23 protein-coding genes are annotated in these 24245 nt (G+C 72.7%); 15 read left to right on the top strand and 8 right to left on the bottom strand.

All coding sequences use genetic code 11. From position 1 onward, the window contains the following. Positions 1 to 62: 62 nt before the first annotated feature. Positions 63 to 788, bottom strand: coding sequence for a response regulator transcription factor (locus tag ACJ6WD_RS14880; RefSeq protein WP_038516964.1), 726 nt, complete (start codon positions 786 to 788; stop codon positions 63 to 65). 171 nt (positions 789 to 959) lie between these two features. Here ACJ6WD_RS14880 and ACJ6WD_RS14875 point away from each other — a divergent pair, with 171 nt between their 5' ends. Beyond that, complete coding sequence (locus tag ACJ6WD_RS14875; RefSeq protein WP_407615931.1) at positions 960 to 2372, top strand: globin domain-containing protein; 1413 nt, start codon at positions 960 to 962, stop codon at positions 2370 to 2372. A gap of 131 nt (positions 2373 to 2503) precedes the next feature. Next, the gene (locus ACJ6WD_RS14870; protein ID WP_374206740.1) at positions 2504 to 2995 is read left to right on the top strand and encodes a pyridoxamine 5'-phosphate oxidase family protein; all 492 of its coding nucleotides are present in this window, start codon (positions 2504 to 2506) and stop codon (positions 2993 to 2995) included. Between the two features lie 34 nt (positions 2996 to 3029). On the opposite strand, the gene ACJ6WD_RS14865 is transcribed toward ACJ6WD_RS14870, so the two are convergent. From ACJ6WD_RS14865 to ACJ6WD_RS14855, 3 genes are all read right to left on the bottom strand, one after another. Next, positions 3030 to 3956 carry an RNA polymerase sigma-70 factor gene (locus tag ACJ6WD_RS14865; protein WP_233656082.1) on the bottom strand — a complete coding sequence of 309 codons (927 nt, stop codon included), beginning with the start codon at positions 3954 to 3956 and terminating at the stop codon, positions 3030 to 3032. Positions 3957 to 4060: 104 nt separating this feature from the next. Next, positions 4061 to 4534: a carboxymuconolactone decarboxylase family protein gene (locus tag ACJ6WD_RS14860; RefSeq protein ID WP_331246148.1), complete on the bottom strand. Its 474-nt coding sequence runs from the start codon at positions 4532 to 4534 to the stop codon at positions 4061 to 4063. 142 nt (positions 4535 to 4676) lie between these two features. Further along, positions 4677 to 5255: a TetR/AcrR family transcriptional regulator gene (locus ACJ6WD_RS14855; protein ID WP_275466681.1), complete on the bottom strand. Its 579-nt coding sequence runs from the start codon at positions 5253 to 5255 to the stop codon at positions 4677 to 4679. Between the two features lie 367 nt (positions 5256 to 5622). Here ACJ6WD_RS14855 and ACJ6WD_RS14850 point away from each other — a divergent pair, with 367 nt between their 5' ends. From ACJ6WD_RS14850 to ACJ6WD_RS14835, 4 genes are all read left to right on the top strand, one after another. Continuing rightward, positions 5623 to 6201, top strand: a complete 579-nt coding sequence (locus tag ACJ6WD_RS14850) for a (2Fe-2S)-binding protein (RefSeq protein ID WP_233656085.1) — start codon at positions 5623 to 5625, stop codon at positions 6199 to 6201. Next, on the top strand, positions 6198 to 7208 hold the full coding sequence (locus ACJ6WD_RS14845) for an FAD binding domain-containing protein (RefSeq protein ID WP_407615930.1): 1011 nt from the start codon (positions 6198 to 6200) through the stop codon (positions 7206 to 7208). The genes ACJ6WD_RS14850 and ACJ6WD_RS14845 overlap by 4 nt, the downstream gene beginning before the upstream one ends. Continuing rightward, the gene (locus tag ACJ6WD_RS14840) at positions 7205 to 9364 is read left to right on the top strand and encodes a xanthine dehydrogenase family protein molybdopterin-binding subunit (protein ID WP_407615929.1); all 2160 of its coding nucleotides are present in this window, start codon (positions 7205 to 7207) and stop codon (positions 9362 to 9364) included. The genes ACJ6WD_RS14845 and ACJ6WD_RS14840 overlap by 4 nt, the downstream gene beginning before the upstream one ends. 349 nt (positions 9365 to 9713) lie before the next feature. Further along, entirely contained in the window at positions 9714 to 10931 is a 1218-nt protein-coding gene (locus ACJ6WD_RS14835; RefSeq protein ID WP_407615928.1) for a hypothetical protein, read from the top strand. Positions 10932 to 11101: 170 nt separating this feature from the next. Here the strand turns inward: ACJ6WD_RS14835 and ACJ6WD_RS14830 are convergent, their stop codons facing one another. Further along, positions 11102 to 11566, bottom strand: a complete 465-nt coding sequence (locus ACJ6WD_RS14830; RefSeq protein ID WP_376554605.1) for a hypothetical protein — start codon at positions 11564 to 11566, stop codon at positions 11102 to 11104. 184 nt (positions 11567 to 11750) lie between these two features. On the opposite strand from ACJ6WD_RS14830, the gene ACJ6WD_RS14825 reads away from it, so the two are divergent. Then, the gene (locus ACJ6WD_RS14825; protein WP_407615927.1) at positions 11751 to 13022 is read left to right on the top strand and encodes a serine hydrolase domain-containing protein; all 1272 of its coding nucleotides are present in this window, start codon (positions 11751 to 11753) and stop codon (positions 13020 to 13022) included. Between the two features lie 80 nt (positions 13023 to 13102). Continuing rightward, positions 13103 to 14335 (top strand): FAD-dependent oxidoreductase, encoded by a 1233-nt coding sequence (locus tag ACJ6WD_RS14820; RefSeq protein WP_233656091.1) that lies wholly within the window; start codon positions 13103 to 13105, stop codon positions 14333 to 14335. Between the two features lie 45 nt (positions 14336 to 14380). On the opposite strand, the gene ACJ6WD_RS14815 is transcribed toward ACJ6WD_RS14820, so the two are convergent. Together ACJ6WD_RS14815 and ACJ6WD_RS14810 are read right to left on the bottom strand one after the other, a co-directional pair. Next, positions 14381 to 14653 (bottom strand): hypothetical protein, encoded by a 273-nt coding sequence (locus tag ACJ6WD_RS14815; protein WP_233656092.1) that lies wholly within the window; start codon positions 14651 to 14653, stop codon positions 14381 to 14383. Positions 14654 to 14798: 145 nt separating this feature from the next. Then, positions 14799 to 16004: an acyltransferase gene (locus ACJ6WD_RS14810; protein WP_233656093.1), complete on the bottom strand. Its 1206-nt coding sequence runs from the start codon at positions 16002 to 16004 to the stop codon at positions 14799 to 14801. 594 nt (positions 16005 to 16598) lie between these two features. On the opposite strand from ACJ6WD_RS14810, the gene ACJ6WD_RS14805 reads away from it, so the two are divergent. From ACJ6WD_RS14805 to ACJ6WD_RS14785, 5 genes are all read left to right on the top strand, one after another. Then, entirely contained in the window at positions 16599 to 16820 is a 222-nt protein-coding gene (locus ACJ6WD_RS14805) for a ferredoxin (protein ID WP_016575708.1), read from the top strand. Continuing rightward, on the top strand, positions 16810 to 18177 hold the full coding sequence (locus ACJ6WD_RS14800) for an NAD(P)/FAD-dependent oxidoreductase (RefSeq protein ID WP_233656095.1): 1368 nt from the start codon (positions 16810 to 16812) through the stop codon (positions 18175 to 18177). Before ACJ6WD_RS14805 ends, ACJ6WD_RS14800 begins: the two co-directional genes overlap by 11 nt. A gap of 64 nt (positions 18178 to 18241) precedes the next feature. After that, the gene (locus tag ACJ6WD_RS14795) at positions 18242 to 19471 is read left to right on the top strand and encodes a cytochrome P450 (protein WP_407615926.1); all 1230 of its coding nucleotides are present in this window, start codon (positions 18242 to 18244) and stop codon (positions 19469 to 19471) included. A 142-nt stretch (positions 19472 to 19613) separates the two neighbouring features. Then, positions 19614 to 20246, top strand: a complete 633-nt coding sequence (locus tag ACJ6WD_RS14790; RefSeq protein WP_233656097.1) for a GNAT family N-acetyltransferase — start codon at positions 19614 to 19616, stop codon at positions 20244 to 20246. Between the two features lie 130 nt (positions 20247 to 20376). Continuing rightward, a complete protein-coding gene (locus ACJ6WD_RS14785; protein ID WP_233656098.1) occupies positions 20377 to 21249 on the top strand; it encodes a polysaccharide deacetylase family protein in 873 nt (290 codons plus the stop codon). Positions 21250 to 21299: 50 nt separating this feature from the next. Here ACJ6WD_RS14785 and ACJ6WD_RS14780 read toward each other — a convergent pair whose 3' ends face one another. Further along, entirely contained in the window at positions 21300 to 22037 is a 738-nt protein-coding gene (locus tag ACJ6WD_RS14780) for a TetR/AcrR family transcriptional regulator (RefSeq protein WP_407615925.1), read from the bottom strand. 202 nt (positions 22038 to 22239) lie between these two features. Here ACJ6WD_RS14780 and ACJ6WD_RS14775 point away from each other — a divergent pair, with 202 nt between their 5' ends. Both ACJ6WD_RS14775 and ACJ6WD_RS14770 read left to right on the top strand, forming a co-directional pair. Next, positions 22240 to 23151 (top strand): alpha/beta fold hydrolase, encoded by a 912-nt coding sequence (locus ACJ6WD_RS14775; RefSeq protein WP_407615924.1) that lies wholly within the window; start codon positions 22240 to 22242, stop codon positions 23149 to 23151. Between the two features lie 272 nt (positions 23152 to 23423). Continuing rightward, positions 23424 to 24158 carry a hypothetical protein gene (locus tag ACJ6WD_RS14770; protein WP_407615923.1) on the top strand — a complete coding sequence of 245 codons (735 nt, stop codon included), beginning with the start codon at positions 23424 to 23426 and terminating at the stop codon, positions 24156 to 24158. Positions 24159 to 24245: the final 87 nt, after the last annotated feature.

The following is a 24245-nucleotide window of genomic DNA, read 5'->3' as shown; positions in this document are numbered from 1 at the left end:
CGTGCGCCCGCTGACCGGTCCGGGCGCGGCGGATCAGGCCCGCCGCGCGCCCGGTGTCCCGCTCACGGCCGCGGCTGCCCCTTGAGGCGTTCGACGACCATCGCCGCCTGGACCCGGCGCCCGACCCCCAACTTCGCCAGGATCGCGGACACCCGGTTCTTGACCGTCTTCTCGGCGAGGAACAACCGGTCCGCGATCTGACGGTTCGTCAGCCCCTCGCCGATCAGGTCCAGCACCTCGCGTTCGCGCGGCGAGAGCCGGTCGAGTTCGGACGGTTCGTCCACCGCCTCGTCCCGACCGGGGCCGCGCAGCCGCTCCATCACCCGCGTCGCGGTGCGCGGGTCCAGCGTCGACTGCCCCGCCGCGACGGTGCGCACCGCGTTGACCAGCGCCGTGCCGTCGATCTGCTTGAGCACGTAACCGGCCGCCCCGGCCATGATGGCGTCGAACAGCGCCTCGTCGTCGTCGAAGGACGTCAGCATCAGGCAGCCGAGCTCCGGCACCCGGGCCCGCAACTCCCGGCAGACCTCGATGCCTTCGTGGTCGTCGTCGGCGCCGCCCAACCGGACGTCGAGGATCGCCACGTCGGGCCGGACCGCCGGCACCCGGGCGAGGGCCTGCCGGGCGTCCCCCGCCTCCCCCACGACCTCGATGTCCTCCTCCGCCTCCAGGAGGTCCCGCACGCCGCGGCGGACCACCTCGTGGTCGTCGAGGATGAAGACGCGCAGCGGCGTGTCCGGGGCGGCGGCGGGCGGGGTGGCGGCAGGGGGGACGGACTGCTGGTTCATGCACTCTCGCTCTGTGGTTCTGCGCGGATCGGCCGGGGCACGAGGGGCCCGCCCCCGAGGTTCGCCGCCCCGAAAGCCCTGCGCAAGGGCCGAACGGCCCTGGGAGATCGGGGCCCTTCGGGCACGGGGCCGCGTTGCGATACTGGCGCCCCCGTCAGGAGGTCGATCCCCATGCAACAGCCCCGCCAGTTCACCCGGACCACGTCGCCCGAGCAGTCCGTGCCGTCCGGACGGTCCGCCGCGGGGACCGTCGGCGGCGAGTACCACGCCCTGCTCGCCCGGCACGACGCCATGCGCCTGCGTCGGCGCATCCTGGGCCAGGGCCGGGCCCCGGCGCCGGACTTAACGCCGGAACCGTACGACGGCGCCGCGGACCAGCGGCTGATCACCCAGTACCTGGACCTGGTCACGCCGTTCGGAGACCTGATCGCCCACCTCTACGACGAGATGTTCGCCCGCTGGCCCTACCTGCGGTCGCTGTTCCCCGCGTCCATGGACTTCCAGCGCGCGCACCTCGCCCGCGCCTTCTGGTACCTGATCGAGAACCTGCACCGCCCCGCCGAGGTGGCCGCCTACTTCCGGCAGTTGGGCCACGACCACCGCAAGCTCGGGGTCCGCCCGGCGCACTACGAGGCGTTCGAGGCCGCCCTGTGCGCGGCGCTGCGGCGCACCGCCGGGCCCCGCTGGGCCGAGGCGGTGGAGCAGGCGTGGGTGCGGATGCTGCGGTTCGCGGTGGCGTCGATGGTCGAGGGGGCCGACGCCGCGCTCGCCGAACCGCCGTGCTGGCAGGGCACGGTGACCGCCCACGAGCGCCGCCGCCCCGACCTCGCGGTGCTCCGGGTCCGGGTGCACGAGCCGTACCCGTACCGGGCCGGCCAGTACGCGGCGGTCGAGTCGCCGCTGATGCCCCAGGCGTGGCGGCACTACTCCCTGGCGTCCGCGCCGCGGCCCGAGGGCGAGGTGACCTTCCACGTCCGGCAGACCGGGCCCCGCGGCGTCAGCGAGGCGCTGGTGCGGGGCACCGGCGTCGGCGACACCCTGCGGCTGGGTCCCGCGCACGGCACGATGACGCTCCCCGACGAGGACCCGTCCCGTGACCTGCTGATGGTGGCGGGCGGCACGGGCTGGGCGCCCGTCAAGGCGCTGCTGGAGGAGTGGACCGCCCGGCGTCGCGGCACCGGCGGAATGCCGCTGCGCCACACCGGCCGGGTGCACCTCTTCATCGGCGCCCGCAGCCGGGACGAGCTGTACGACGCGCGGGCGCTGGCCCAGTTGGCGGCGCGCCACGACCGGCTGCGGGTCGTACGGGTGCTGGACGACGACTCCACCGCGGCGGGCGACCGGCGGTACACCGAGTACGGGCCGCTGGCCGAGGCGGTGGCCGGGGCCGGGCCCTGGTCCGATCACCTCGCCTTCGTCAGCGGTCCGGCGGCCATGGTCGGTGCCACGGTCGCGCGGCTGACCGCGGCCGGGATGTCGGCCGACCACATCCGCCACGACCCGGTGCCGGACCCGCTCGCTGCGCCGGCCGGCCGCCCGGCGGGGTGCCCGGCGGACGGGCCGGTGACCGGAGCGGTCCGCTGACCCCGGTCCGACCGTGCGGGGAACGCTCCCCGCACGGCGGGCCGAACGGCCCTGGCGGGCGCCCCGCGGGGCCCGTCTACTGGCCGGCAGCCGCAGTGCGTCAGCAGCCTCGACAGGACAGGGAGCACGCCGTGAACGACATCCCGGCCCGGCACGCCGCCGGCACCGCCACCGATCCACTGGTGGACTGGGCCGACCGCGAGGCGTCCCGCCGCAGCAGCGAACTGGACCGCACCGAGGCCCTCCGGCTGCTGGGCACCGTGTCGTTGGGCCGGATCGTCTTCACCCAGGACGCGCTGCCGGCCATCCGCCCGGTGAACCACCTGCTGCACCGCGGCGAGGTGATCATCCGCACCCATGAGGGCGCGGCACTGACCACCCTCACCGAACACGCCGAGGACGAGGGGGTGGTCGTCGCCTACGAGGCCGACGCCATCGACCCGGCCACGCACTGCGGCTGGAGCGTGGTGGTCACCGGCTACTGCCACCTGATCACCGACCCCGACGACCTGGCGCACTACCAGACGTTGCTGCACCCCTGGACCGACCACCGGATGGCCCACGCCCTGCGGATCCGCCCCGACCTGGTCACCGGGTTGCGGCTGTCGCACCAGGTGTATTGATCACGAGCGTTGTTGACGCTTGTGATCAATACACCTAGCGGCTCGGCCGGCGGCGGACCCGCTTCACCTCGCGGTCGACGGCCCACGCGTCCGCGACCGGGCCGAGGTGGCCGAGCTTGTCGGGGTTGATCACCGCGCGGACCGCCTGGACCTGCCCGTCGAGCACGTCGAGGGCCAGGATGTGCAGCACCCTGCCGTCCCGGTCGCGGACGAGCGCGCCGGGTTGACCGTTGACCTCGTGCGGCTCGAAGGTGATGGCGATCCGGCCCATCAAGGGGAACACGGTGCCCAGCACGCGGGCCACGTTCTCCGCGCCGGTGACGGCGTGCGCCAGCTGCGGGGCCTTGCCACCGCCGTCGCCGAGCAGTTGCACGTCGGCGGCCAGCAGCTCCCGCAGTGCGTCGACGTCGCCGCTGCGCAGCGCGTCGAAGAACCGCGTGGCCAGTTCCTGCCGCTCCTGCCGGTCCGCCACGAACCGCGGGCGGTCGGCCCGCACGTGCCGGCGCGCCCGCACCAGCAGTTGCCGACACGCCGCCTCCGAGCGCCCCACCGCGGCGGCGACCTCGTCGAACCCGAAGCCGAACACCTCCCGCAGCACGAACACCGCCCGCTCCAGCGGACTGAGCCGCTCCAGCAACAGCAGGGCCGCCATCGACACCGAGTCGGCCAACTCCGCCGCCCGGGCCGGGTCCTGGTACGGATCGCTCAGCAGCGGCTCCGGAAACCACGGGCCCACATACGCCTCGCGTCGCACCCGCGCGGACCGGAGCACGTCGATGGCGATCCGGGTCACCGTGGCGGACAGGAAGGACTTGGTCGACGCGGGCCGGGTCGCGGAGCCGTCGAAGCGCAGCCACGTCTCCTGCACGGCGTCCTCGGCCTCCCCCACGCTGCCCAGGATCCGGTAGGCGATCGAGAACAGCAGCGGCCGCAGTTCCTCGAACTCCTCGACCTTGCTCACGCCGGGCTCCCTTCCCATGACGTCGGCCCGGCGGTCCGGTACCGATCCGCAGTGCGCGGTTGACGAAGTCGCCTTCTCGTCCCGCGTGTTCGCTCCGCCGCCCGTCAGTGGGCCCGTCCGACCTCGTAGCTGCCGGCCGGCTGCCGGGTGACGACGTTCAGCCGGTTCACCGCGTTCATGAAGGAGACCAGGACCACCAGGGCGGTGAGCTGGTCCTCGTCGTAGTGGTCGGCGGCGTGCGCCCACACCTCGTCGCTGACCCCGTGGCCGGCGTCGGAAAGCCGGGTGGCCTCCTCCGCCACGGCCAGTGCGGCACGCTCGGCGCCGGTGAAGACCGTGGCCTCCCGCCAGGCCACCAGCAGGTTCAGTCGCACCGATGTCTCGCCGGCCGCGGCGGCCTCCTTGGTGTGCATGTCGATGCAGGCGGCGCAGCCGTTGATCTGGCTCACGCGCAGCGCCACCAGTTCCTGCGTCGCGGCCGGCAGTGCCGATTCCTTCAGCGTCCGGCCGGCCGACATGAAGTGCTTGAGTGCCTTGCCGGCGGTCGGGCTGGCGAAGTAGTCCAGTCGCGCGTCCATGGTGTGCTCCTCCGTGGTGTCCGGTGCTTGCGCTCCCGAGACGAGACAGCCCGGTCCCCCGTGACACGGTCGCGTGTGACCTGCGTCTCCCGGTCGCCGGTGCGCAGCCGGCGGGCCTGCCGCCCTCCTGGGGTAGCGCCGGTCACCGCCCCGTGGCCCCCGCGCGCAGACCGTCCATCACCAGGTCGAGGAGGCGTCCGGCGCGGGCGGGCCCGTCGGCGTGCGGGTCGAGTTGCCAGAGGCCGGCGATGGCGAGGAGGAAGTCCTCGGCGCCGACGTCGGGGCGGATGGTGCCGGCCTCCTCGTTCGCCGTGAGCAGGAGGGTGACGGCGGCGGTGAGCGGGCCGCGGGACACGCCGACGAGGGTGCCGGGGGTGGTGGTGACCTTGCACAGCGCCGCGGACAGTCCGGCCTTGGTCATGGCGTACCGGGCGAGGCGGTCCATCCAGCCGCGCAGCGCCCGGTCGGGCGGTTCGACGGCCAGGAGGTGGGCCGCGGCGTCGCAGACCTGTTGGACCTCGTGCCGGTAGACCTCCAGCACGAGGGCCTCGCGGTTGGGGAAGTTGCGGTAGAAGGTGCCCTGGCCGACGCCGGCCTTCTTGGCGATCGCGCTCAGCGGGACGTCGGCGGCGCGGGTCAGCTCGACCAGGGCCACTTCCAGGATGCGGTCGCGATTGCGTCGGGCGTCGGAGCGCAGGGGCGCGTCCTCGGGGTGTGGCACGCGTCCTCCTCCCGCACTGCGCCGATGAGTTGGGCCGTCCGACGGGTCTCGCCTGGCGAACGAACGGCCTTGCTAAGCGGACAACTGTCCATTAAGTTTCAACGGTAGCGGACGACTGTCCGCTTGAGGACCACCATAGCGGCCGACGAGCGGGGGACGGGACCGGCACGGAGCGTCCGACGGCCACCGCGACCGGACCCCACCGCACCCGGACCTCCCGTACTGCTCGACCACCTCCGACGCCGCGACGGACCGCACCACCCACCGCCCGGACCTCCCGACTCCGCCCGGCCGTCGCCGGCCGGCGGCCTCGACCGGGACACCACCGAGCCCCTCTACGTGTGAGACCTGAAAGAAGGCTGAGCCCATGGCCCCATCGACGGCCGGCGCCATCACCTTGACCATCAACGGCGAGAAGCACACGCTGCCCGTCGACAACCGCACCACCCTGCTGGACGCGCTGCGCGAACGGCTCGGCCTGACGGGCACCAAGAAGGGCTGCGACCAGGGACAGTGCGGTGCCTGCACGGTGCTGCTGGAGGGGCGCCGGGTGGTGTCCTGCCTCCAACTGGCGGTCGCCGCCGAGGGCCGGGAGGTCACCACCATCGAGGGCGTCGCGGACGGGGACCGGCTGCACCCGGTGCAGCAGGCGTTCCTCGACCTCGACGGCTACCAGTGCGGGTACTGCACGCCCGGGCAGATATGTTCGGCCATCGCGGCGATCGAGGAGCACGCCGCCGGCTGGCCCAGCGCGGTCACCACCGACGTCCGACCGGAAGCGGGCGTGGCGCCGCTGACCCCGGAGGAGATCCGGGAGCGGATGAGCGGCAACCTCTGCCGCTGCGGCGCCTACGTGTCGATCGTGCAGGCGGTCGCCCGCGCGGCGGAGGAAACCGCACAGAGCACCAGTGGGGCGGACGAGATGAACGTAGCGGGTGTGGCATGAGGGAATTCGACTACCAGCGTGCGTCCGACGTGCCGGGCGCGGTGGCGCTGCTCGGCGCCGAACCCGAGGCGCGCTACCTCGGCGGCGGCACCAACCTCGTCGACCTGATGAAGAGCGGGGTCGAGCGGCCCGCGCTCCTCGTCGACGTGCGGGAGTTGCCGCTCGACCGGATCGAGGTCACCGACGACGGCGGACTGCACGTCGGCGCGACGGTCACCAACAGCGACCTGGCCGCCCACCCCGAAGTCCGCCGACGCTACCCGGCGTTGACGCAGGCGGTGCTGGCCGGCGCCTCGGGACAGCTGCGCAACATGGCCACCGTGGGCGGCAACCTCCTCCAGCGGACCCGCTGCGCGTACTTCACCGACGTCAGCAAGCCCTGCAACAAGCGGGTGCCCGGCAGCGGTTGCCCGGCCATCGCGGGCGAGCACCACAACCACGCGATCCTGGGCGCCTCCCCGCACTGCGTGGCCGTCCACCCCTCGGACATGGGGGTCGCCCTGACCGCCTTCGACGCCGTGGTGCACTACGTCACGGCGGAGGGACCGCACGAGGTGCCGCTCGCGGAGTTCTACCTCCCGGTCGGCGCCACCCCGCACCGCGAGACCGCACTGCCGGCCGGCGCGCTGATCACCGGCATCACCCTGCCGCCGGCCCCCGTCGCCGCCGCGTCCTGCTACCGCAAGGTCCGTGAGCGCGCCTCGTACGCCTTCGCCATCGGGTCGGTGGCCGCCGCCCTCGACGTCCGGGACGGCACGGTCCGCGCCGCGCGGCTGGCGTTCGGGGCGGTCGCGTCCCGGCCGTGGCGGGCGCACGCGGCCGAGCGGGCGCTGATCGGCGGGCCGGCGACGGCCGAGGCGTTCGCCGCCGCCGCGGACGCCGAACTCGCCGCCGCCGAGCCGCTGCCCGGCAACGCCTACAAGGTGACGCTGATCCGCAATCTCGTCGTCGCCGTGCTGACCGAGCTGGCCGCGGAGGGCCGGCGGACCGAGGAGGCCACCCGATGACCACTGCCACCACTCCAACCACTCCGGTCGTCGGGGCCGTCGGCACCGCGCACACCCGCGTGGAGGGCCGCGACAAGGTCACCGGCGCGGCCCGCTACGCCGCCGAGATCCCGTTCGCCGAACTCGCCCACGGCTGGCTGGTGGTGTCCACCGTCACCCGCGGTCGGATCCGCTCGATCGACGCGGCGCCCGTCCTGGCCATGCCGGGCGTGCTGACCGTCCTGCACCACGGCAACGCCCAGCCGCTGGAGACGCAGTACACCGGCCCGATGGGCGCCCCCGACCCGACGCTGCAGATCTTCCAGCACGACCGGGTGCCGCACGCCGGGTGGCCGGTGGCGCTGGTGGTCGCCGAGACCTCCGAACAGGCCAGGGAGGCCGCCGAGTCGCTGGTGGTCGAGTACGACCTCGAACCGCACGACGTGGCGTTCGCCAACGGGCACCCGGGGACCTACGTCCCGGAGAGCACGCCGCGGGCCGCGGCGGAGCGGACGAAGGGCGACCTGGCGGCCGAACTCGACGCGTCCGCGGTCGTGGTGGACGCGGAGTACACCACTCCGGAAGAGCACCACCACCCCATGGAGCCGCACGCGGCAACCGCGTACTGGGACAACGGCCGACTCGAAGTCGTCGACACCAACCAGGGCAGCATCTACGTCGCGCAGGAACTCGCGCAGCTGTTCTCGCTGGACGCGTCCGCGGTCCGGGTGCGCTCCGAGCACGTCGGCGGCGGCTTCGGCGCCAAGGGCACCCGCGCGCACCAGGTCGCCGCGGCCATGGCGGCGACGGTGCTGCACCGCCCGGTCCGGGTCGTGCTGACCCGACGTCAGATGTTCTCCCTGATCGGCTACCGCAGCCCCACCGCGCAGCGGGTGCGGCTCGGCGCCGATGCCGACGGACGACTGCGGGCGCTGCACCACCAGGGGCTCAACCAGACCTCCACGGTGTACGAGTTCGTCGAGCGGAGCGCCGACGTGGCCCGGGCGATGTACGACGCCGACGCCCACCACACCGTCAACCGCGTGGTCCGACTCGACGTGCCGTCGCCCACCTACATGCGCGCACCGGGCGAGGCGCCGGGCTCGTTCGCGCTGGAGTGCGCGCTCGACGAGCTCGCCGAGCGGTGCGGCGTCGACCCGATCGTCCTGCGCGCCCGCAACGAACCAGCGGTGGGCCCGGTCTCCGGGCTGCCCTACAGCAGTCGCAAGCTGCTCGACTGCTTCGAGGTGGGCGCCGGCAGGTTCGGCTGGGCCGAGCGCGACCCGCGCCCCGGGCTGCGCCGCGACGGCCGCTGGCTGCTCGGGACCGGCACCGCGGCCGCCTCGTTCCCCACCCTGGCCGGGCCGTCCACGGCCGCGGTCACAGCCGAGGCGGACGGCACCTTCACGGTGCGGATCACCGCCGCGGACGTCGGCACCGGGGCGCGGACCGCGCTGACCCTGGTCGCCGCGGACGCCCTGGAGGTGTCGCCGGACCGGGTGACGGTGCGGATCGGCGACAGCGACTTCGGCCAGGCGATGCTCGCCGGTGGCTCGGCGGGCACCCGTTCGTGGTCGTGGGCGGTCACCCTGGCCGCCCACGACCTGCGCGAACAGCTGGCACTGGGCGGCCACGTCCCGCCGGAGGGGATCACCGCCCGCTCGGACACCACGGCGGCCATCGGCGCCCTGCCGCCCCGTGAACGGCACGCGTTCGGCGCACAGTTCGCCGAGGTGGCGGTGGACGTCACCACCGGCGAGGTCAGGGTCCGGCGGATGCTCGGCGTCTTCGCCGCCGGCCGGATCGTCAACCCGCTCACCGCGCGCAACCAGTTCGTCGGCGGCATGATCTGGGGCCTGTCGATGGCCCTGCACGAGGAGGCGGTACGGGACGGGGCCACCGGCACCCACGTCGCCCCCGATCTCGCCGGCTACCACGTCGCCGCCAACGCCGACGTGCCGCTCGTCGAAGCCGACTGGGTGGACGATCCGGACGACGAGGACCCGGTGGGCATCAAGGGCATCGGCGAGGTCGGCATCGTGGGCGCCGCGGCGGCGATCGCCAACGCGGTCTGGCACGCCACCGGCGTCCGCCACCGGCACCTGCCGATCCGCCCGGACCGGGTACTCGCGCCCTGGGACGACGCCCTGCCGCGGCCGTCCGAGGTCCGCGACTAGGCACCCTCCCCCGTCGCCGTCCTCATCCCGCCCGGAAGGGGACGGCGACACGGCGCAACGCGGTCTGACGGGCGGCGGCGATTGCCGATGGTCCGTCAAATCTCGTGCTCATTGCGGTGGTTGGTGCATGTTCGTGCTGCTCGTCGGCGTGCCCGTGGGGCGCGCCGGGAGGTACGGTCGCTGGTCCGGAGGGACGGGCCGATCGGGTGTGGGAGGGGCCCCGCCGCCGTTCCGTCCTCCGGGAGGCAGCAAGAACCGCAAGCACAGAACCAGGAGCACAACGATGAGGCAACGGCTGACTACCGGGACGCGTGCGCCGGCAGTGCCCACTCCTCGCTCACGCCGCTGGATGCTGACCGTTCTGGCCGGGGCACCGCTGATCGCGAGTTGCAGCGGGAAGGAGCCCGGCGCCGCCGGGCCACAGGACGGGCCGGGCGGGAAGGGCCGCGACAGCGTTGCGGACGGCCCCGCGGGCGTCCTGGGCGCGAACTTCAACGAAGACCCCTCCGACGTGACGTTCCCCGCGCTGGAAGCGCTCTCCGCCAGCTGGCTGCGCGGGTTCGTCCCGATGTCCGACGTCGACGGCTCGGTGTCCGCCCAACCGGCCGTCCGGACCCTCCTGGCGGCGCAGGCGAAGGGGTACGGAACGGTCCTGTCGATGAAGTTCCAGAACGTGCACCGCCCCATACCGTCGCCGGGAAGCCAGCCGATGAGCGACGAACTGGCGCGGATGGAACGGCTGTTGGACGTCGTGATGGGAAAGGTGAACATCCTCACCATCGGCAACGAGCCGTTCCTCGAAACCAGGGAGGCGGACCGGAACGCACGGCTGAACGCCTTCTACGAGAAGGTCGCGGAGCACGTGATCGCCTACCGCCGGAAGAAGTTCCCCTCCGGTTGCACGACGCGCCTGTACATGGGCGCGCTGAACCACCTCGACCGGCCGGGCGGGCGGACGGCCGCCACCGAACGCTGGATGGCCTTCGTCAAGAAGACCCGCGAGATCGAGGGGGTGGACATCCATCCGCACGTGGACTCGGCGGAAGCCGCCCAGAAGTACGTCGACTACGTGCTCCCCCGGCTCCGCGCCGACCAGCGGTTCCTCGTCACCGAGTTCTCCCTGGTGCTGCTCTGGGAGAAGCACATGGGCAGTACCGTCCCCGCGCCGTTCGCCCGCCGGTACGGCCTGCCCGCGGACCTGAAGGTGTGGCAGCTGCTGAAGCAGGCGGTCGCGCGCCCGGTCCCCGCACAGCAGTGGCGGGACTTCCTCACGATGAGCCCCTGGTACGAGAGCCACCAGCACTTCCTGCGGAACCAGGTGGACAGGTTCCGCAGCACCGGGCGACTGGCCGTCGCCACGTACGGCGTCGCCCAGGCGGCGGCGATGGTGCGGGACCTGGGGCCCGAGAAGCAGCCGTGGCTCCTGAACAGCCTGTACGCCAACCGCACCGTCCAGCACTCCGGTTCCGGTGAACTTCCGCACAACTACCCGGTGTTCGACGACTTCCGGGCCTTGCAGCGTTCGGTGGACCACCGTCCGGTACGCCTGGGCAAGACCCCCACGTAAGCACGGAACGCGACCTTCGGGCCCGCCCGACAAGGGGCGAGCCGGACAACGGGCGGTCGCCGCTCCCGCACGGGGGCGGCGACCGCCTTCAGCGGACCGGGTCCGCCCTCCTTCGTCGTGCGCACCCGGTGGCCGGCGCCGACCACCGGGTGGCCCCGTTCAGCGCCGGGTCAGCGCACGTGGACGGTCCGCACGGCGGTGTCGAAGTCCGCCTGCGGGTGGCCGCCGTGCGGTCCGTCGACGCCGAACAGCACGCCGCGGAACTGCAGGACGCCACGGTGCGTGGCCTTGGCCTTCGCGTCGACCGTGGCCTCGCCGCCGTCCATCGACACGACCTTGCCGCACTTGACGGTGTGCCAGGCACCGCTGGTGCCGACGCGCTGCTGGGCACAGAACTCGCCGTACCGGAGCCCGTCGCTGTCGCCGTGCCCGGTGAGGTGCACGTTCTGGCCAACCTTGACGGTGCCGGGTGACGCGTTGAGGGTGGCGCTCCCCTTGGCGAACGCCGGGGTCACGGCCAGTACGGCCACGGCTGCGCCCATGGCGCCCACCGTGGCGAAGCGGCCGACGCCACGACGCCCGAAGATCCCCCGCGCCGCGCGCCCGCTCCCGCTCTTCTGCACTTGCTCGGTCATTCTTTCCTCCCCTTGTTCAAAGGTCGTTGTGACGACCCACCACACAAGAGGCGGATATTGGGGGTTACGTTCCCGGGCGACAGCAGTGGACGCCCCGCCCCGCCCGCCTGGGGGGACAACCCCACCCCGACCCCACCGGCCAGCAGCATGTCCCACCAGCCCCGATCGTCCCTACCGTGGCCCCATGCCGATGATCGTGCACGTCCCGAAACCCAGCTCCCGGCGTGCCCCACGGGCCGCCGGACGGCGCCTGCCCCGCCGGGCGGCCGCCGCGCTCCTCACCGCCACCGCCCTCCTGGCCGGGCTCGCCCCCGCCGCCCGGGCAGGCACCCCGGAGCGCACCGTCCACCCGTCCCCCTCCCGGCTCCAACGGGACGCCGACGCGGTGCGCGACGCCGGTGTCACCGGCGTCCAGGTCCGGCTGACCACGGACCGCGGCACGCGCACCGTCCGCAGCGGCACCGGTGACCTGTCCACCGGGCGGCCCGTACCGCGCGACGGCTACATCCGGATCGGCAGCAACACCAAGACGTTCGTGGCGACGGTGGTCCTCCAACTCGTGGGCGAGCAACGGCTGTCGCTCGACGACACCCTCGACAGGTGGCTGCCCGGCGTGGTGCGCGGTCACGGCAACGACGGGCGGCGCATCACGGTGCGCCAGCTGCTCCAGCACACCAGCGGGCTGCCCGACTACGTCGGTGAGGTCGCCCCGCACCCCAGCGCCGCCGAGTACCACCGCAACCGCTGGACGCCGTACTCCTCCGCACGACGCGTCGCGCTCGCGCTGCGCCACCCGCCCGCCTTCGCACCCGGGACCCGCTGGCAGTACTCCAACACCAACTACGTCCTGGCCGGCATGGTGATCCGGGCGGTCACCGGCCGCTCCTGGGAGCAGGAGGTACGCAGCCGCATCCTGCGCCCGCTGCGCCTCGCGCACACCGTCGCGCCGGGCGACGACCCGTACCTCCCGCGCCCGCACGCCAACAATTACCAGCAGTTCGCCCCCGGCGCCCCGCTGATCGACACCACCGTGGCGTACCTGCCGTTCGACGGGGACGCCGACGGTGCGCTGATCAGCTCGACCGCGGACACCACCGCGTTCTTCGCGGCGCTGGCCCGGGGCCGGCTGCTCGCCCCGGCCCAGCTCGCCGAGATGCGCCGGGCGGTGGCGGTGCCCGGCGACCCGGGCACACCACCGGGCAGCCGTTACGGGCTCGGCCTCTCCTGGACCCCGCTGACCTGCGGCGGCGGCTACTGGGGCCATGGCGGGGACGGGTACGGCTCCATGGTGTGGCCCGCCACCACCGCCGACGGCCGCACCACCGTCACCGTCTCCCTGCACAGCCGTCCCGGCGACCCCGACACCGCCGACCGCCAGATCCGGGCGACGACCAGGCTGATCGACCATGCCCTGTGCGACGCACGGGACCCGGCAAACGGGGCGGCGCGGGGCTGACTCCCGGTGCGATCCGGGGTATTCGTGCCGGTGGCGGCGCGAGCGCCGGGCCCGGGCCGCCTGGGAAGGGAGCTGTTGTGGTGGAACGGACGACGTGCTGCGTGGTGGGCGGCGGACCGGCGGGCATGGTGCTCGGCCTGCTGCTGGCGCGGGCCGGGGTGGCCGTGACGGTCCTGGAGAAGCACGGGGACTTCCTGCGCGACTTCCGAGGGGACACCGTGCACCCCTCCACGCTGGCGCTACTGGACGAGTTGGGGCTGAGCGACCGCTTCGCCCAGTTGCCGCAGCGGCGGGTGACGGCCGTTCAGCTGCCGCTCGGCCCGGACGGCTCGCTGGCGACCGTGGGGAACATCGCCGCACTGGGCGGCCGGTTCAACTACGTCGCGATGGTGCCGCAGTGGGACCTGCTCGACCTCCTGGTGGACGAGGCGCGGCGCGAACCGTCGTTCTCCGTGCGGATGAGCACCGAGGTGACGTCGTTCGTCGAGGAACGCGGCCGGGTGGCGGGGGTCCGGTACCGCACGGCCGACGGCCGGAGGGGCGAACTGCGCGCCACGCTCACCGTGGCCTGCGACGGCCGGGGTTCGCTGGCCCGGTCCCTGCCCGAACTCGGGCTGCGGGCCTTCCGCTGCCCGATGGACGCCTGGTGGTTCCGGCTGCCGCGGCACGACGGCGACCCGCACGGGCTGGTGGGCGGCGTCGGCGACCGGCTGCTCGCCGCGCTGATCGACCGCGGGGAGTACTGGCAGTGCGCCGCGCTGATCCCCAAGGGCTCGGACCGCGCACGGCGTGCCGCGGGCCTGGAGGCGTTCATGGTCAACTACGCCTCGGCCGCCCCCTGGCTCGGCGACCGGATCCGGGCGCTGGGCTCCTGGGACGAGGTGAAGCTGCTCGACGTGCGGCTGGACCGGCTGCGGCGCTGGCACCGCCCGGGGCTGCTGTGCATCGGCGACGCGGCGCACGCGATGTCGCCGGTCTTCGGGATCGGCATCAACCTCGCGGTGGAGGACGCGGTGGCGGCCGCTCGGCACCTGGTCGGTCCGCTGCGGGCCGGCGCGGTCGGCCTGGCGGACGTCCGTGCCGTGCAGCGCCGCCGCTGGCCGACCGCGGCGTTGACGCAGGCCCTCCAGCGGTTCGCGCACTCCCGGGTGATCGCCCCGGTGCTGGCGGGCCGGCCGCCGTTCGACGATCCGCGGCGGGCCCGGTGGGTGGCCGAGCGGCTCACCACGTCCCGGTGGCTGAGCAAGGTCCCGGCGTACTTCCTGGCCTATGGTGCGGTGCGCGAGCGCCCGCCGGCCGAGTCGGTGCGGTGACGGGGCGTGTCGCCCCGTCCCGGCTGCGTCACGCGGGCCGCTCCCTCATTCCGTCACCTCGGCCAGCCGGAAGGGGCCGGCCGCTCCGGGCGCGTACATCACGGGCAGGCTGCGGCCGAGCGGGACGACCACGATCGGCTCCACGCGGTACTCCCGCAGGAAGTGCTCCAGCGGCTCCCAGATCATGCTCCGGTATCCGGCTTCGGTCCGCTGGCGCTCGAAGGACAAGGTCAGCGCGGACTCCTCCACGGTGACACTCACCGCGTCCACCTCCAGCCACTCCCCGCCGATCCACGCTTCGAGTCGTACGTATGACATGACGTAAGAGTGCCCCGTATCCCACTGGGCTGGCAATCAGCGGGATACGGGGCAGGGTGGCGCGGGCCGGGTGCCGAACGGGGCGGCAGGTGCGCGCGTGCCGGATGAGGCATCCGTCACGCCGCCGGGTCGCCCCGTTCCGACGTCACGGGGACGGTCGCTGCGTTCCCACGCGACAATTGTCGGCGACGGAATTCTGCCGGGCGGCCGACCCCGTTCCGCCGGTATCGGATTCCGAGGCGACCTGAATCTTGGAATTCCTCCGCATTTCCTGGAGACCCTTTTGGATGCCGTTGCGCAGCCATTTACTCAGGGGCCTTTCCACCAGCCGGTGAACGACGTAGGAAACGATCAGCATGAACGCGACGATGGAGAGCAGCAGGACGGGCGCCGGCATCTTGTTGCGCAGCAGGTCGATGAGGGTGAATCCGATGTACATGTGCAGGAGGTACAGCGGGTACGTCAATGAGCCGGCGGTCGTCAGCCAGCGCCACTGCACCTTGTTGAATACCCCGAGGGCGATGGCCGCCATGACGGCGAAGGCCAGGATGACGCCCACCCTGGCCGGCCAGCCGTGCGCCATGTCCGCCTTGGCTCCGACGTTCATCACCAAGCGTCCGCGGACGTAGTGCTGGGCCAGCAGGAATTCGACCGCGACGATCGCCCAGAGGAGCAGCGTGGGCTTGAAGCGGTACATCAGATAGAAGGCGATGCCCGCGATGAAGTACGGCGAGTAGGGAGCGATCGCCCACACCGAAAGGAAGTTGCTGTTGGCCTTGAGGGCGACGACTCCGGCCACCGTCCACAATCCGCAGAAGAGGACGCACCGGCGATAGGTGACGCCGCGGTACACGACGAGGGCGAAGAGCAGGTAGAACTTCAGCTCGACGAAGAGCGACCAGTAGACGTCGTCGAGGTCGGAAACCCCCACGCCCTGCTGGAGCATGGTGAGGTTTGTCAGGACTGTTTCCAGATTGTCCGCACTGCGGACCCGTGGCCAGATCATCAACACGGCCGCGGTGAGCAGGACGCCGACCCAGTACGCCGGATACAGGCGGGAGACGCGGGATTTCACGAAGTCGCCGAGCGAACGCCCCCAGGCGCTCATACAGATGACGAATCCACTGATCAGGAAGAAGACTTCGACGCCGAGCCAGCCGAATTGCGAGAGGTGGTAGATCGTCGGCGAGATCGCATGCGGATCATTACCCCAGCCATCACGGAGGGTGATGTAGTGATACGCCAGGACCATCAGCGCCGCAACGAGGCGCAGTCCGTCCAGGACAAAGAGTCTGGATTGCCCCTGCCCCTTCCCTGGTGCGGCCAGAGTTCCAGGCAGAGCGAAGGGCATCCCGTGTTTCCTCACAGTTCGTAGGGCAGCGTTCCACTCCATCCCATCTCACACCCGGGACAGAGGAGGCAAGTTCGATTGAAATGATCGTAAAGATTTTGTCCACGTTGCACATCGAGCGCCTCAGGAATGACGTTTCGACCGATGCAGGATGTCACGGGCGAATACGGGTCAATTCGGATACCCGATACTCGCCGACCAACTCCCTCGCCCGGCTGGAACGCCGGGGGAACGCTATCCGGAACTTACAGTTCCGCCGCCGTGCACCCGCCTCGGCACTACCGTTCGCCGATACTTCGCTCTTCGGAAACCTTCCCACCGTCCCGTATTCCCATGCTGCGCCATAAGGGTTCGCCGCACATGTGACCCGGCGCACGAAATCCCGCCGCGGCGGCCGGCGATTCCGACGGGCCGGCGACGGAGCCCCCGACGGGACCCCGGACCACCGGTCGCGGCGCACCCCGCACCACCGGGCGTCCCGGCCCCACCACCGTTCACTCCCCGTGCACACCCCTCCGGCCCAGCACCGCCCGCGCCGCCCGCCGCGGGCAAGTAGGACGGAGGGGACGACTCGCGCGGAGGAACGGTGCGGACATGCAGATCGTGGTCGATCTCAACCGGTGCCAGGGGTACGCACAGTGCGTGTTCCTCGCGCCACGGGTGTTCGAGCTGCACGGCGAGGAGGCCCTGCTGTACGCCCCGACTCCCCCGGACGACCAGGCGGAACGCGTGCGGCGGGCGGCGGCGGCCTGCCCGGTGCAGGCCATCCTCGTCGGCGAACGGGCCGGAGCGGGGGCGGGCACCGATGTCCGATGACCTCAAGAGCGGACGGATCGTCATCGTCGGCGCGTCCCTGGCCGGACTGCGCGCGGCCGAGACCCTGCGGGACGAGGGGTTCACCGGGGACCTCACCCTGGTCGGCGACGAACCGCATCCGCCGTACGACCGCCCGCCGCTGTCGAAGCAGGTGCTGCTGGGCCGGGTGCCCGCGGCGGACGTCGGACTGCCGGCCCGTCGCCCGGTCGACGCCCGGTGGAAGCTGGGCGTACGGGCCAGCGGTCTCGATCCGGACACGAAGGAAGTGCTGCTGAGGAACGGCGAACGGCTCCCGTTCGACCGCCTGCTGATCGCCACGGGAACCCGGGCCCGCCCCTGGCCGCACCCCGAGGAGGCCCGCCTGGACGGGGTGCTGACGGTACGGACCGTCGACGACGCACACCGGCTCGCCGAGCGCCTGGACGCCGGACCGCGCCGCGTCCTGGTCATCGGGGCCGGGTTCACCGGCTCGGAGATCGCCTCCGCCTGCCGGGAACGCGGTCTGGCCGTGACGGTCGCCGAGCGCGGACCGGCGCCACTGGTCGGGGCGCTCGGGGGCACGCTGGGAGCGTTCGCCGCACGGTTGCAGCGCGCACACGGCGTCGATCTGCGCTGCGGGGTGACCGTCACCTCGCTCACCGGCGACGCCGGACGGCTGACCGGCGCCGAACTGTCCGACGGCAGCCGGATCGACGCCGACGTCGCGGTGGTCGCCCTGGGCGCCGTCCGCAACACCGAGTGGCTGGCCGACACCGGCCTCGCCGCGGGTCCACGGGGCGTGGCCTGTGACGCCGGGTGCCGGGCCTTCGACATGTACGGGATCGTCACCGACGACGTGTTCGTCGCCGGTGACGTGGCCCGTTTTCCGCATCCGCTCTTCGAGTACCAGATGCTCGCGCTGGAGCACTGGGGCAACGCCGTGGAGCAGGCCGAGGTGGCGGCGCACAACATGGTCAACCCGGGACCCCGGCGCCGCCCGCACCTGGCGGTGCCGGCCTTCTGGTCCAGCCAGTTCGGGCTGAACATCAAGTCCGTCGGCGTCCCGACCTTCTCCGACCAGGTGACCGTCGCCCAGGGCTCGGTCGAGGAGGGCCGGCTGGTCGTGGTCTACGGCTACCGCGGCCGGATCACCGCCGCGGTCAGCATCAACCGCGCCAAGTGGCTGGAGCACTACCGGCATCTGATCGAGACCGCGGCGCCGTTCCCGCCCGAGCCGGGCGCCGCCGACCGGCCCGCGTCGCCGAAGGTCGTCCCGTCCGATGTCCCTGACCCCAGGGTGCTCTCGCACGGCCCGACCGTCGCCCTCACCGGTCATCTGCCGGACCGCCGCCTCGCCGTGGTGCGTCCGATGGGCTGACCGCCGTTCCGGGCCCGGTCCGCCCGCCGCTTCGCCCCCGCCCTCGACGAGGAGAGCCGCGCTGATGTCCACGGAGACCCTGCTGGAACGGATCAACGCCTACGCCAGCCGCCCCGACCCCTATCCCCTCTACACCGAACTCCGCGAGCACGGTGTGGCCCGGCAGGACGACGGCAGCTACCTGGTCGGCACGTACCACGAGATCGCCGCGCTGCTGCACGATCCGCGGATCAGCTCGGACGTGCGCCACCGCACCCACCCCGACCTGCGGGACCGGCCCGAGGACCTGCCGCCGTCCTTCATCGCCGTCGACGATCCCGAACACGACCGGCTCCGCCGGTTGGCGATGCGCCCCTTCGGCCCGCCCCACTCCCCCGGCCGGATCGACGCGCTGCACGACGACATCGTGGACGTCGCCCGGGAACTGGTCGACGGTCTCCGGGGCCGGGACCGGATCGACCTGGTGGACGACTTCGCCTATCCGTTGCCGGTCACCGTGATCTGTCGGCTGCTGGGCGTCCCCAGGGAGGACATGCCCGAGATCCGCGGCTGGACCAACACCATCATCGCCTCCCTGGACCGCTCCCCCGACGAGGATCCGGACGGCAGGCTCCGCGCGGCCGCGCAGGCCCGGGTCTCGATGGCCGGGTATTTGGGCGCGCTGGCCCAGCGCCGGCGGGAGCGTCCGGCCGACGACATGATCTCGGCGCTGGTGCACGACGACGGGCCCGAAGGCCGCCTCACCGACCCGGAGTTGACGACGACGCTGACCCTGCTGACGATCGCGGGGCACGAGACGACGGTCAATCTCATCACCAACGGCATGCTCACCCTGCTGCGCCGTCCGCAGGCGCTGGAGCGGTTGCGCCGGGAGCCGGAGCTGATGCCGTCGGCCGTGGAGGAACTGTTGCGGTACGAGCCGCCGGTGCAGATGCTGCCGCAGCGCACGCCGCTGACCGACGTCGAGGTGGGCGGGGTGACCATCCCTCAGGGCGCGCCGCTGTTCCTCGTCCTGGCGTCCGGCAACCGGGATCCGCTGCGGTTCGAGGACGCCGACCACTTCGACCCCGCCCGCCGGGACAACCAGCACTTCGGCTTCGGCGGTGGCGTCCACAACTGCTTCGGCGCCCCGCTGGCCCGTCTCGAAACGCAGGTCGCACTGACGGCGTTGCTGCACGGCCTGGACGCCCCGCGTCTGGTGGAGGACCCGCCGCCCTACCGGCACAGCCCCGTCCTGCGCGGGCCGCGGCACCTGCTGGTCACCGGCGACGTCGCGGCCGGCACGAGCGCGTAGGACCCGTCAGGAGCCCCGGGCCCGCGGGGCTCCAAGAGGTCCGGCACGCGCCTCCCCCTGCCGCCACCAAATAGGGTGCCGCCCTCACTTCGACGATGTAATGTGCACTGCCGATGCGCACCACTTACTCAGGGAGGGTTCGATGGTTCCGGAACTCGTCAGGATCTGGGCGGCCGGTTGGGTCGTCTCGCGTCAGCGCCCGCGGGCGGTCGAACACCCCTGGGGGCTCTACATCGACGTCGGGCTTCCGGAGCAGACGGGCCGCCACGTCCTGCCCGATCCCGACGAGGGCGCGGTGCGGGCGGCCACCGCGTCGGCGACCGCCCCGTACACCTGGCTGAAGCTCCCCGTGGAGACCGAGACCGCGGAGCCGTGGCTTCCGACGGGCTGGGTGGTGGACAAGGAGGAGACGGGCCACCTGATGGCCACGGACCTGCGGACCACGCGCCCGGCGGCACCCGCCGGCTACCGCGCGACCATGGAGACCGCGGACGGCGTGACGTACGTCCGGGTGCACGACGCGCACGGCGAGTTCGCCGCGCAGGGACAGATGGCCGTCCTCGGCCCGGCCACCGTCGTCGACCGGGTGCAGACCCAAGAGGCGCACCGCCGGCGCGGCTTGGGCGGCTTCGTGATGCGCACGCTCGCCGACCGCGCCGTGGCCCAGGGTGCGACGCTCGGCGTCCTGGGCGCGACCGACGAGGGCCGCGCCCTGTACGAAGCGCTCGGCTGGCAGCGACGCGCGGGGCTCGCGGCCTGCGTCCACCGCCCCTAGCCCGTGCCCCCTGCCACCCGTGCCCGGGCTCGCTTCCGGACCGCACTTGACCTTCACATCAATGTGAGGGTTCGACGATGCGGATGCGGCTGCGGAAGTACCGCACCCCTACGGGCACGAGGTGACTCCCATGGACAACCAGCTCTACGACTACAGCCCGATCACCGAACGGGACCCGATCGCCTGGCCGGGCGGCGCCCGGATCGCCTTCTACGTCGGGCTGAACGTCGAGCACTACCAGGTCGACCGCCCGTCGACGAGCATCTTCCCCGGCACCGCCGGGCTCGCCCCGGATCCGCTCAACTACGGCTGGCGCGACTACGGTCCGCGGGTGGGCGTCTGGCGACTGATCGAGAGCCTCGACCGGCACGGGATGCGCGCCAGCGTGATGCTCAACTCCGACGTCGGCGACCGCTACCCGCAGATCATCGAGGCCGGCCGGGCCCGGAACTGGGCCTGGATCGCCCACGGGAAGAACAACTCCCTCTTCCAGGCCGACATGTCACCCGACGAGGAGCGCGCCTACCTGGCCGAGGTCGTCGGCACCATCGAGCGGACCACCGGCCGCCGCCCCCGCGGCTGGCTCGGCCCCGCCCTCACCGAGACGTTCCGGACCCCGGAACTCCTCGCCGAACTGGGCCTGGACTACGTCCTGGACTGGAGCAACGACGACCAGCCCTACCGCCTCAACGTCCCGGGCATGCTCAGCGTCCCGTACTCGATCGAGGTCAACGACATCAGCCTGTTCGTCGGCAAGAGCCTGAGCGGCCCGGACTTCGTGCAGATCGTCAAGGACCAGTTGGACCAGCTCCACGAGGACGCGGCGGGCAGCGGCCGGGTGATGTCGTTGGTGCTGCACCCGTTCGTCATCAACCAGCCGTTCCGCCACAAGTACCTGGACCAGGCGCTGGAGCACGTCGCCCAGCACCCCGGGGTGTGGCTGACGACCAGCGACGAGATCGCCGAGCACTACGCCCGGACCACCACCGGGGGATCCGTCTGATCGCCTCGCCACCGGGCCGCCGGTCGCGGTAGCGCCCTGAGGAGCGGGAACTAGGCCGGCGGTTCGGGCGCGAGCAGGCCGGCGAGCACCCGTCGGACCACCCGTTCGAAGGGGGCCCCGGCCGGGCTTTCGGTACCGGGCCGGCCGGCGCCCGCCGCTCCCCCCGCCAACGCCGCGGCCAGCAGCGGATGTCCGCCTCGTGCGACCACGGCGTCCAGATAGGCGGACTGGGCCGACTGGCGGCCCGTGGGGGACCGGCGGGTGCGGAGTTCGACCGCGGACAACATGGCGACCAGGGCGTTCAACACGGCCACCGCCTCCAGTTTGCCGGGCCCGGTCAGCGCCGCCACCGGTTCCAACGCGCGCAGCGCGTACTCCAGGTAGTCCACCCCCCGCGGCCCGGTCCGCAGGGCTTCCGGTGCCACTTCCAACAGCCACGGATGACGCAGGTGGACCTGCTGCGTCCGGGCGGCCAACCCGACCAGGTCCGCCACCGGATCTCCCGTCAGCTCGACGTCGAGGTCGACCTCCGCGGTGGCGGCGTCCACCATGAGGTCCACCAGGTCGTCGCGTCCGGCCACGTACCGGTAGAGCGAAGCGGGGCCGGTGCCCAGTTCCCTGGCCACCCGCCGGACGGAGACCGCGGCCAGCCCGCCGGCGTCCGCCAGCCCGATCGCGGCCGCGGTGAGCTGCTCGCGGCTCCGCTCCGGCGCAGGCCCACGGGCGCCCCGTTCGGGACGTTCCCAGACCACCACGGCCTCCGTCGCCCGATCCGCGTTGTCGGCCACCGAACCTCACCCGCCCCTTCCGTAACCCGGTCCTCTGCTGATAATTATCATTCCATAACCGCGAACAGCGTTCTCAGTATCAGTGTCCCTGCACCACGCGATCGAGGACGGAGGGACCGTGACCCCGCACGACACCACCGCACGACCAGCGGTTGCCGCGGCCAAGAGGACCGAGGAGCCCGCGACGGAAGGAGGGAAGCCGATGAGCCGCCACGCGACGTCGCCCGCATGGACCCCGACCCGGTGGGCGTCCAACGGTGAAGTCCGGCTCGGATACGACCGGTTGACGCCCGAGGACGCGAGTGGCGAACCGCTCCTGTTGGTGACCGGCCTGGGCGTCGCCCGACACTGGTGGCCCACCGGGTTGGCCCGGGCACTGGCCGCCCGAGGGTTCGCGGTCGCCCGCTACGACCAACGGGACGGGGGCGAGTCGACGCACCTTCCGCCGACCGCCAGCGCCGGTCCGATCGGCGCGCTGCTGCGCAAGCGCGGCGATGCCTACACCGCCGAGGACATGGCCGACGACGCCGTGGCCGTACTGGACGCCCTCGGCTGGGACTCCGCGCACCTCTTCGGCCAGTCCCTGGGCGGCGCGGTCGCGCAACGCATCGCCCTGCGCCACCCCGGGCGCGTCCGCACCCTCACCTCCGCCTCGGCCGTCCCCGGCGACAGCGCCGGCCCGGCCACCCTGCGCCACATCCGGCTCCGGACCCTCGCCCGGCTCGCCCGCATGGGCCGCTCCCTCGCCCCCGAACGGCACGTGGAATCCGGGGTGGCGCTCGCCCGCCTCCTCCACTCCCCCGCCCACCCGCTCGACGAGCGGGCGATCAGGACCATGTTGGCCGCCACCCCCGACCCGGGCTTCCTGGACGCCCGCAGCCAGAGCCGGCAGATCGGCGCCCAGTGGAGCGGACCCGGCATCGAGCGCATCGCGGTGCCGACGTTGGTCCTGCACGGTCTGGACGATCCCCTCGTCAAGCCGTCGGCGGGCCGCGCGGTCGCCGCCCGCATCCCGGGCGCACGCTTCGTCCCCCTCCCCGGTGTGGGCCATGACCTGCCGGAACCGGTCTGGGACGACGTCGCCCGCCAGGTGCGCCGCCTCGCCGACGACTGACGCCGACCGGACTCGCTCGACTCCCACCGCCCGGTCCCGCTCCCCGACGACGTCCGCACCGCGATGCGGGGCTGGCCGGCTCCCGGCCCGAACCGTTGGCGGCGGAGCGGCGGTCGGCGGCCCGTTGCGCTCCTCCACGCTCCCCCGGTCTCCCTCACCGCGCCGTCCCACTTGCACCTTGACGCAACCGTTGGACGGGCATCCTCACGGCAGCGTGCTCTACTGCCGCAGCACCACCCCTGCCCTTCCGTTGCACGAAGGAGACCGTGTTCATGTCGCACTCCCCGACATCCGACGGCACGCCCCCCGCTCCCGCGAACGCCGCCCCGCACGCCGCCGACCGCTCGCTGGTGGGCCGCCGATGGGTACTGGCGGGCCTCGCCGCGGCGGCCCCTGCCGTGCTCGCGGCCTGCGGCGGCCACAAGGGTGCCGCCGCCTCCCTCAGCACGCACGGCGCCGGGAAGCCCACCCCCGGGAACTCCACGGTGATCATGATCATTCGGCACGGAGAGAAGCCCGACAAGCACCACCCCGGCATCGACGAACACGGCCACGAGGACCACAAGTCGCTCACCCGGCGCGGCTGGGACCGGGCCGATGCGCTGCCCAAGCTCTTCGACCCGCCCGCGGGAAAGCCGCTCCCGGCCGGCCTCCAGCGTCCGCGCACGCTCTACGCCGCGACCGACCAGGGTCCCAACGCCGGCGCGCACCGGATGCGTCAGACCGTCACCCCGCTCGCCCACCACATGGGCCTACCGCTCAACCTCGACTTCGCCGAGTCCGAGGAGGGCAACCTCGCGAAGGCCGCGCTCGGCGCCACCGGTCCGGTCCTGATCTGCTGGGAGCACAGCCGCATCCCCGACATCGTCTCCGCGCTGGGCGCGTCCGACAGCGGCGCCCCCGACGCCTGGCCCGACCGCTTCGACCTGGTGTGGGTGTTCACTCACACCTCCGGGTCCTGGGCGTTCCATCAGGTCAACCAGCACCTGCTGCCCGGCGACGCCTGACGGTCCGCCCACACCTCGGGGTGACCTTCCCGCGCCGATCAACCCACGGGTGGACACGAACGTTCCCCCTACGCTCCGACGCCGGTG

Origin of the sequence: Streptomyces sp. VTCC 41912 (genome assembly GCF_045799175.1) — a bacterium.
Taxonomy (GTDB): domain Bacteria; phylum Actinomycetota; class Actinomycetes; order Streptomycetales; family Streptomycetaceae; genus Streptomyces; species Streptomyces albulus_C.
This window is presented reverse-complemented; position numbering and strand designations above follow the sequence as displayed.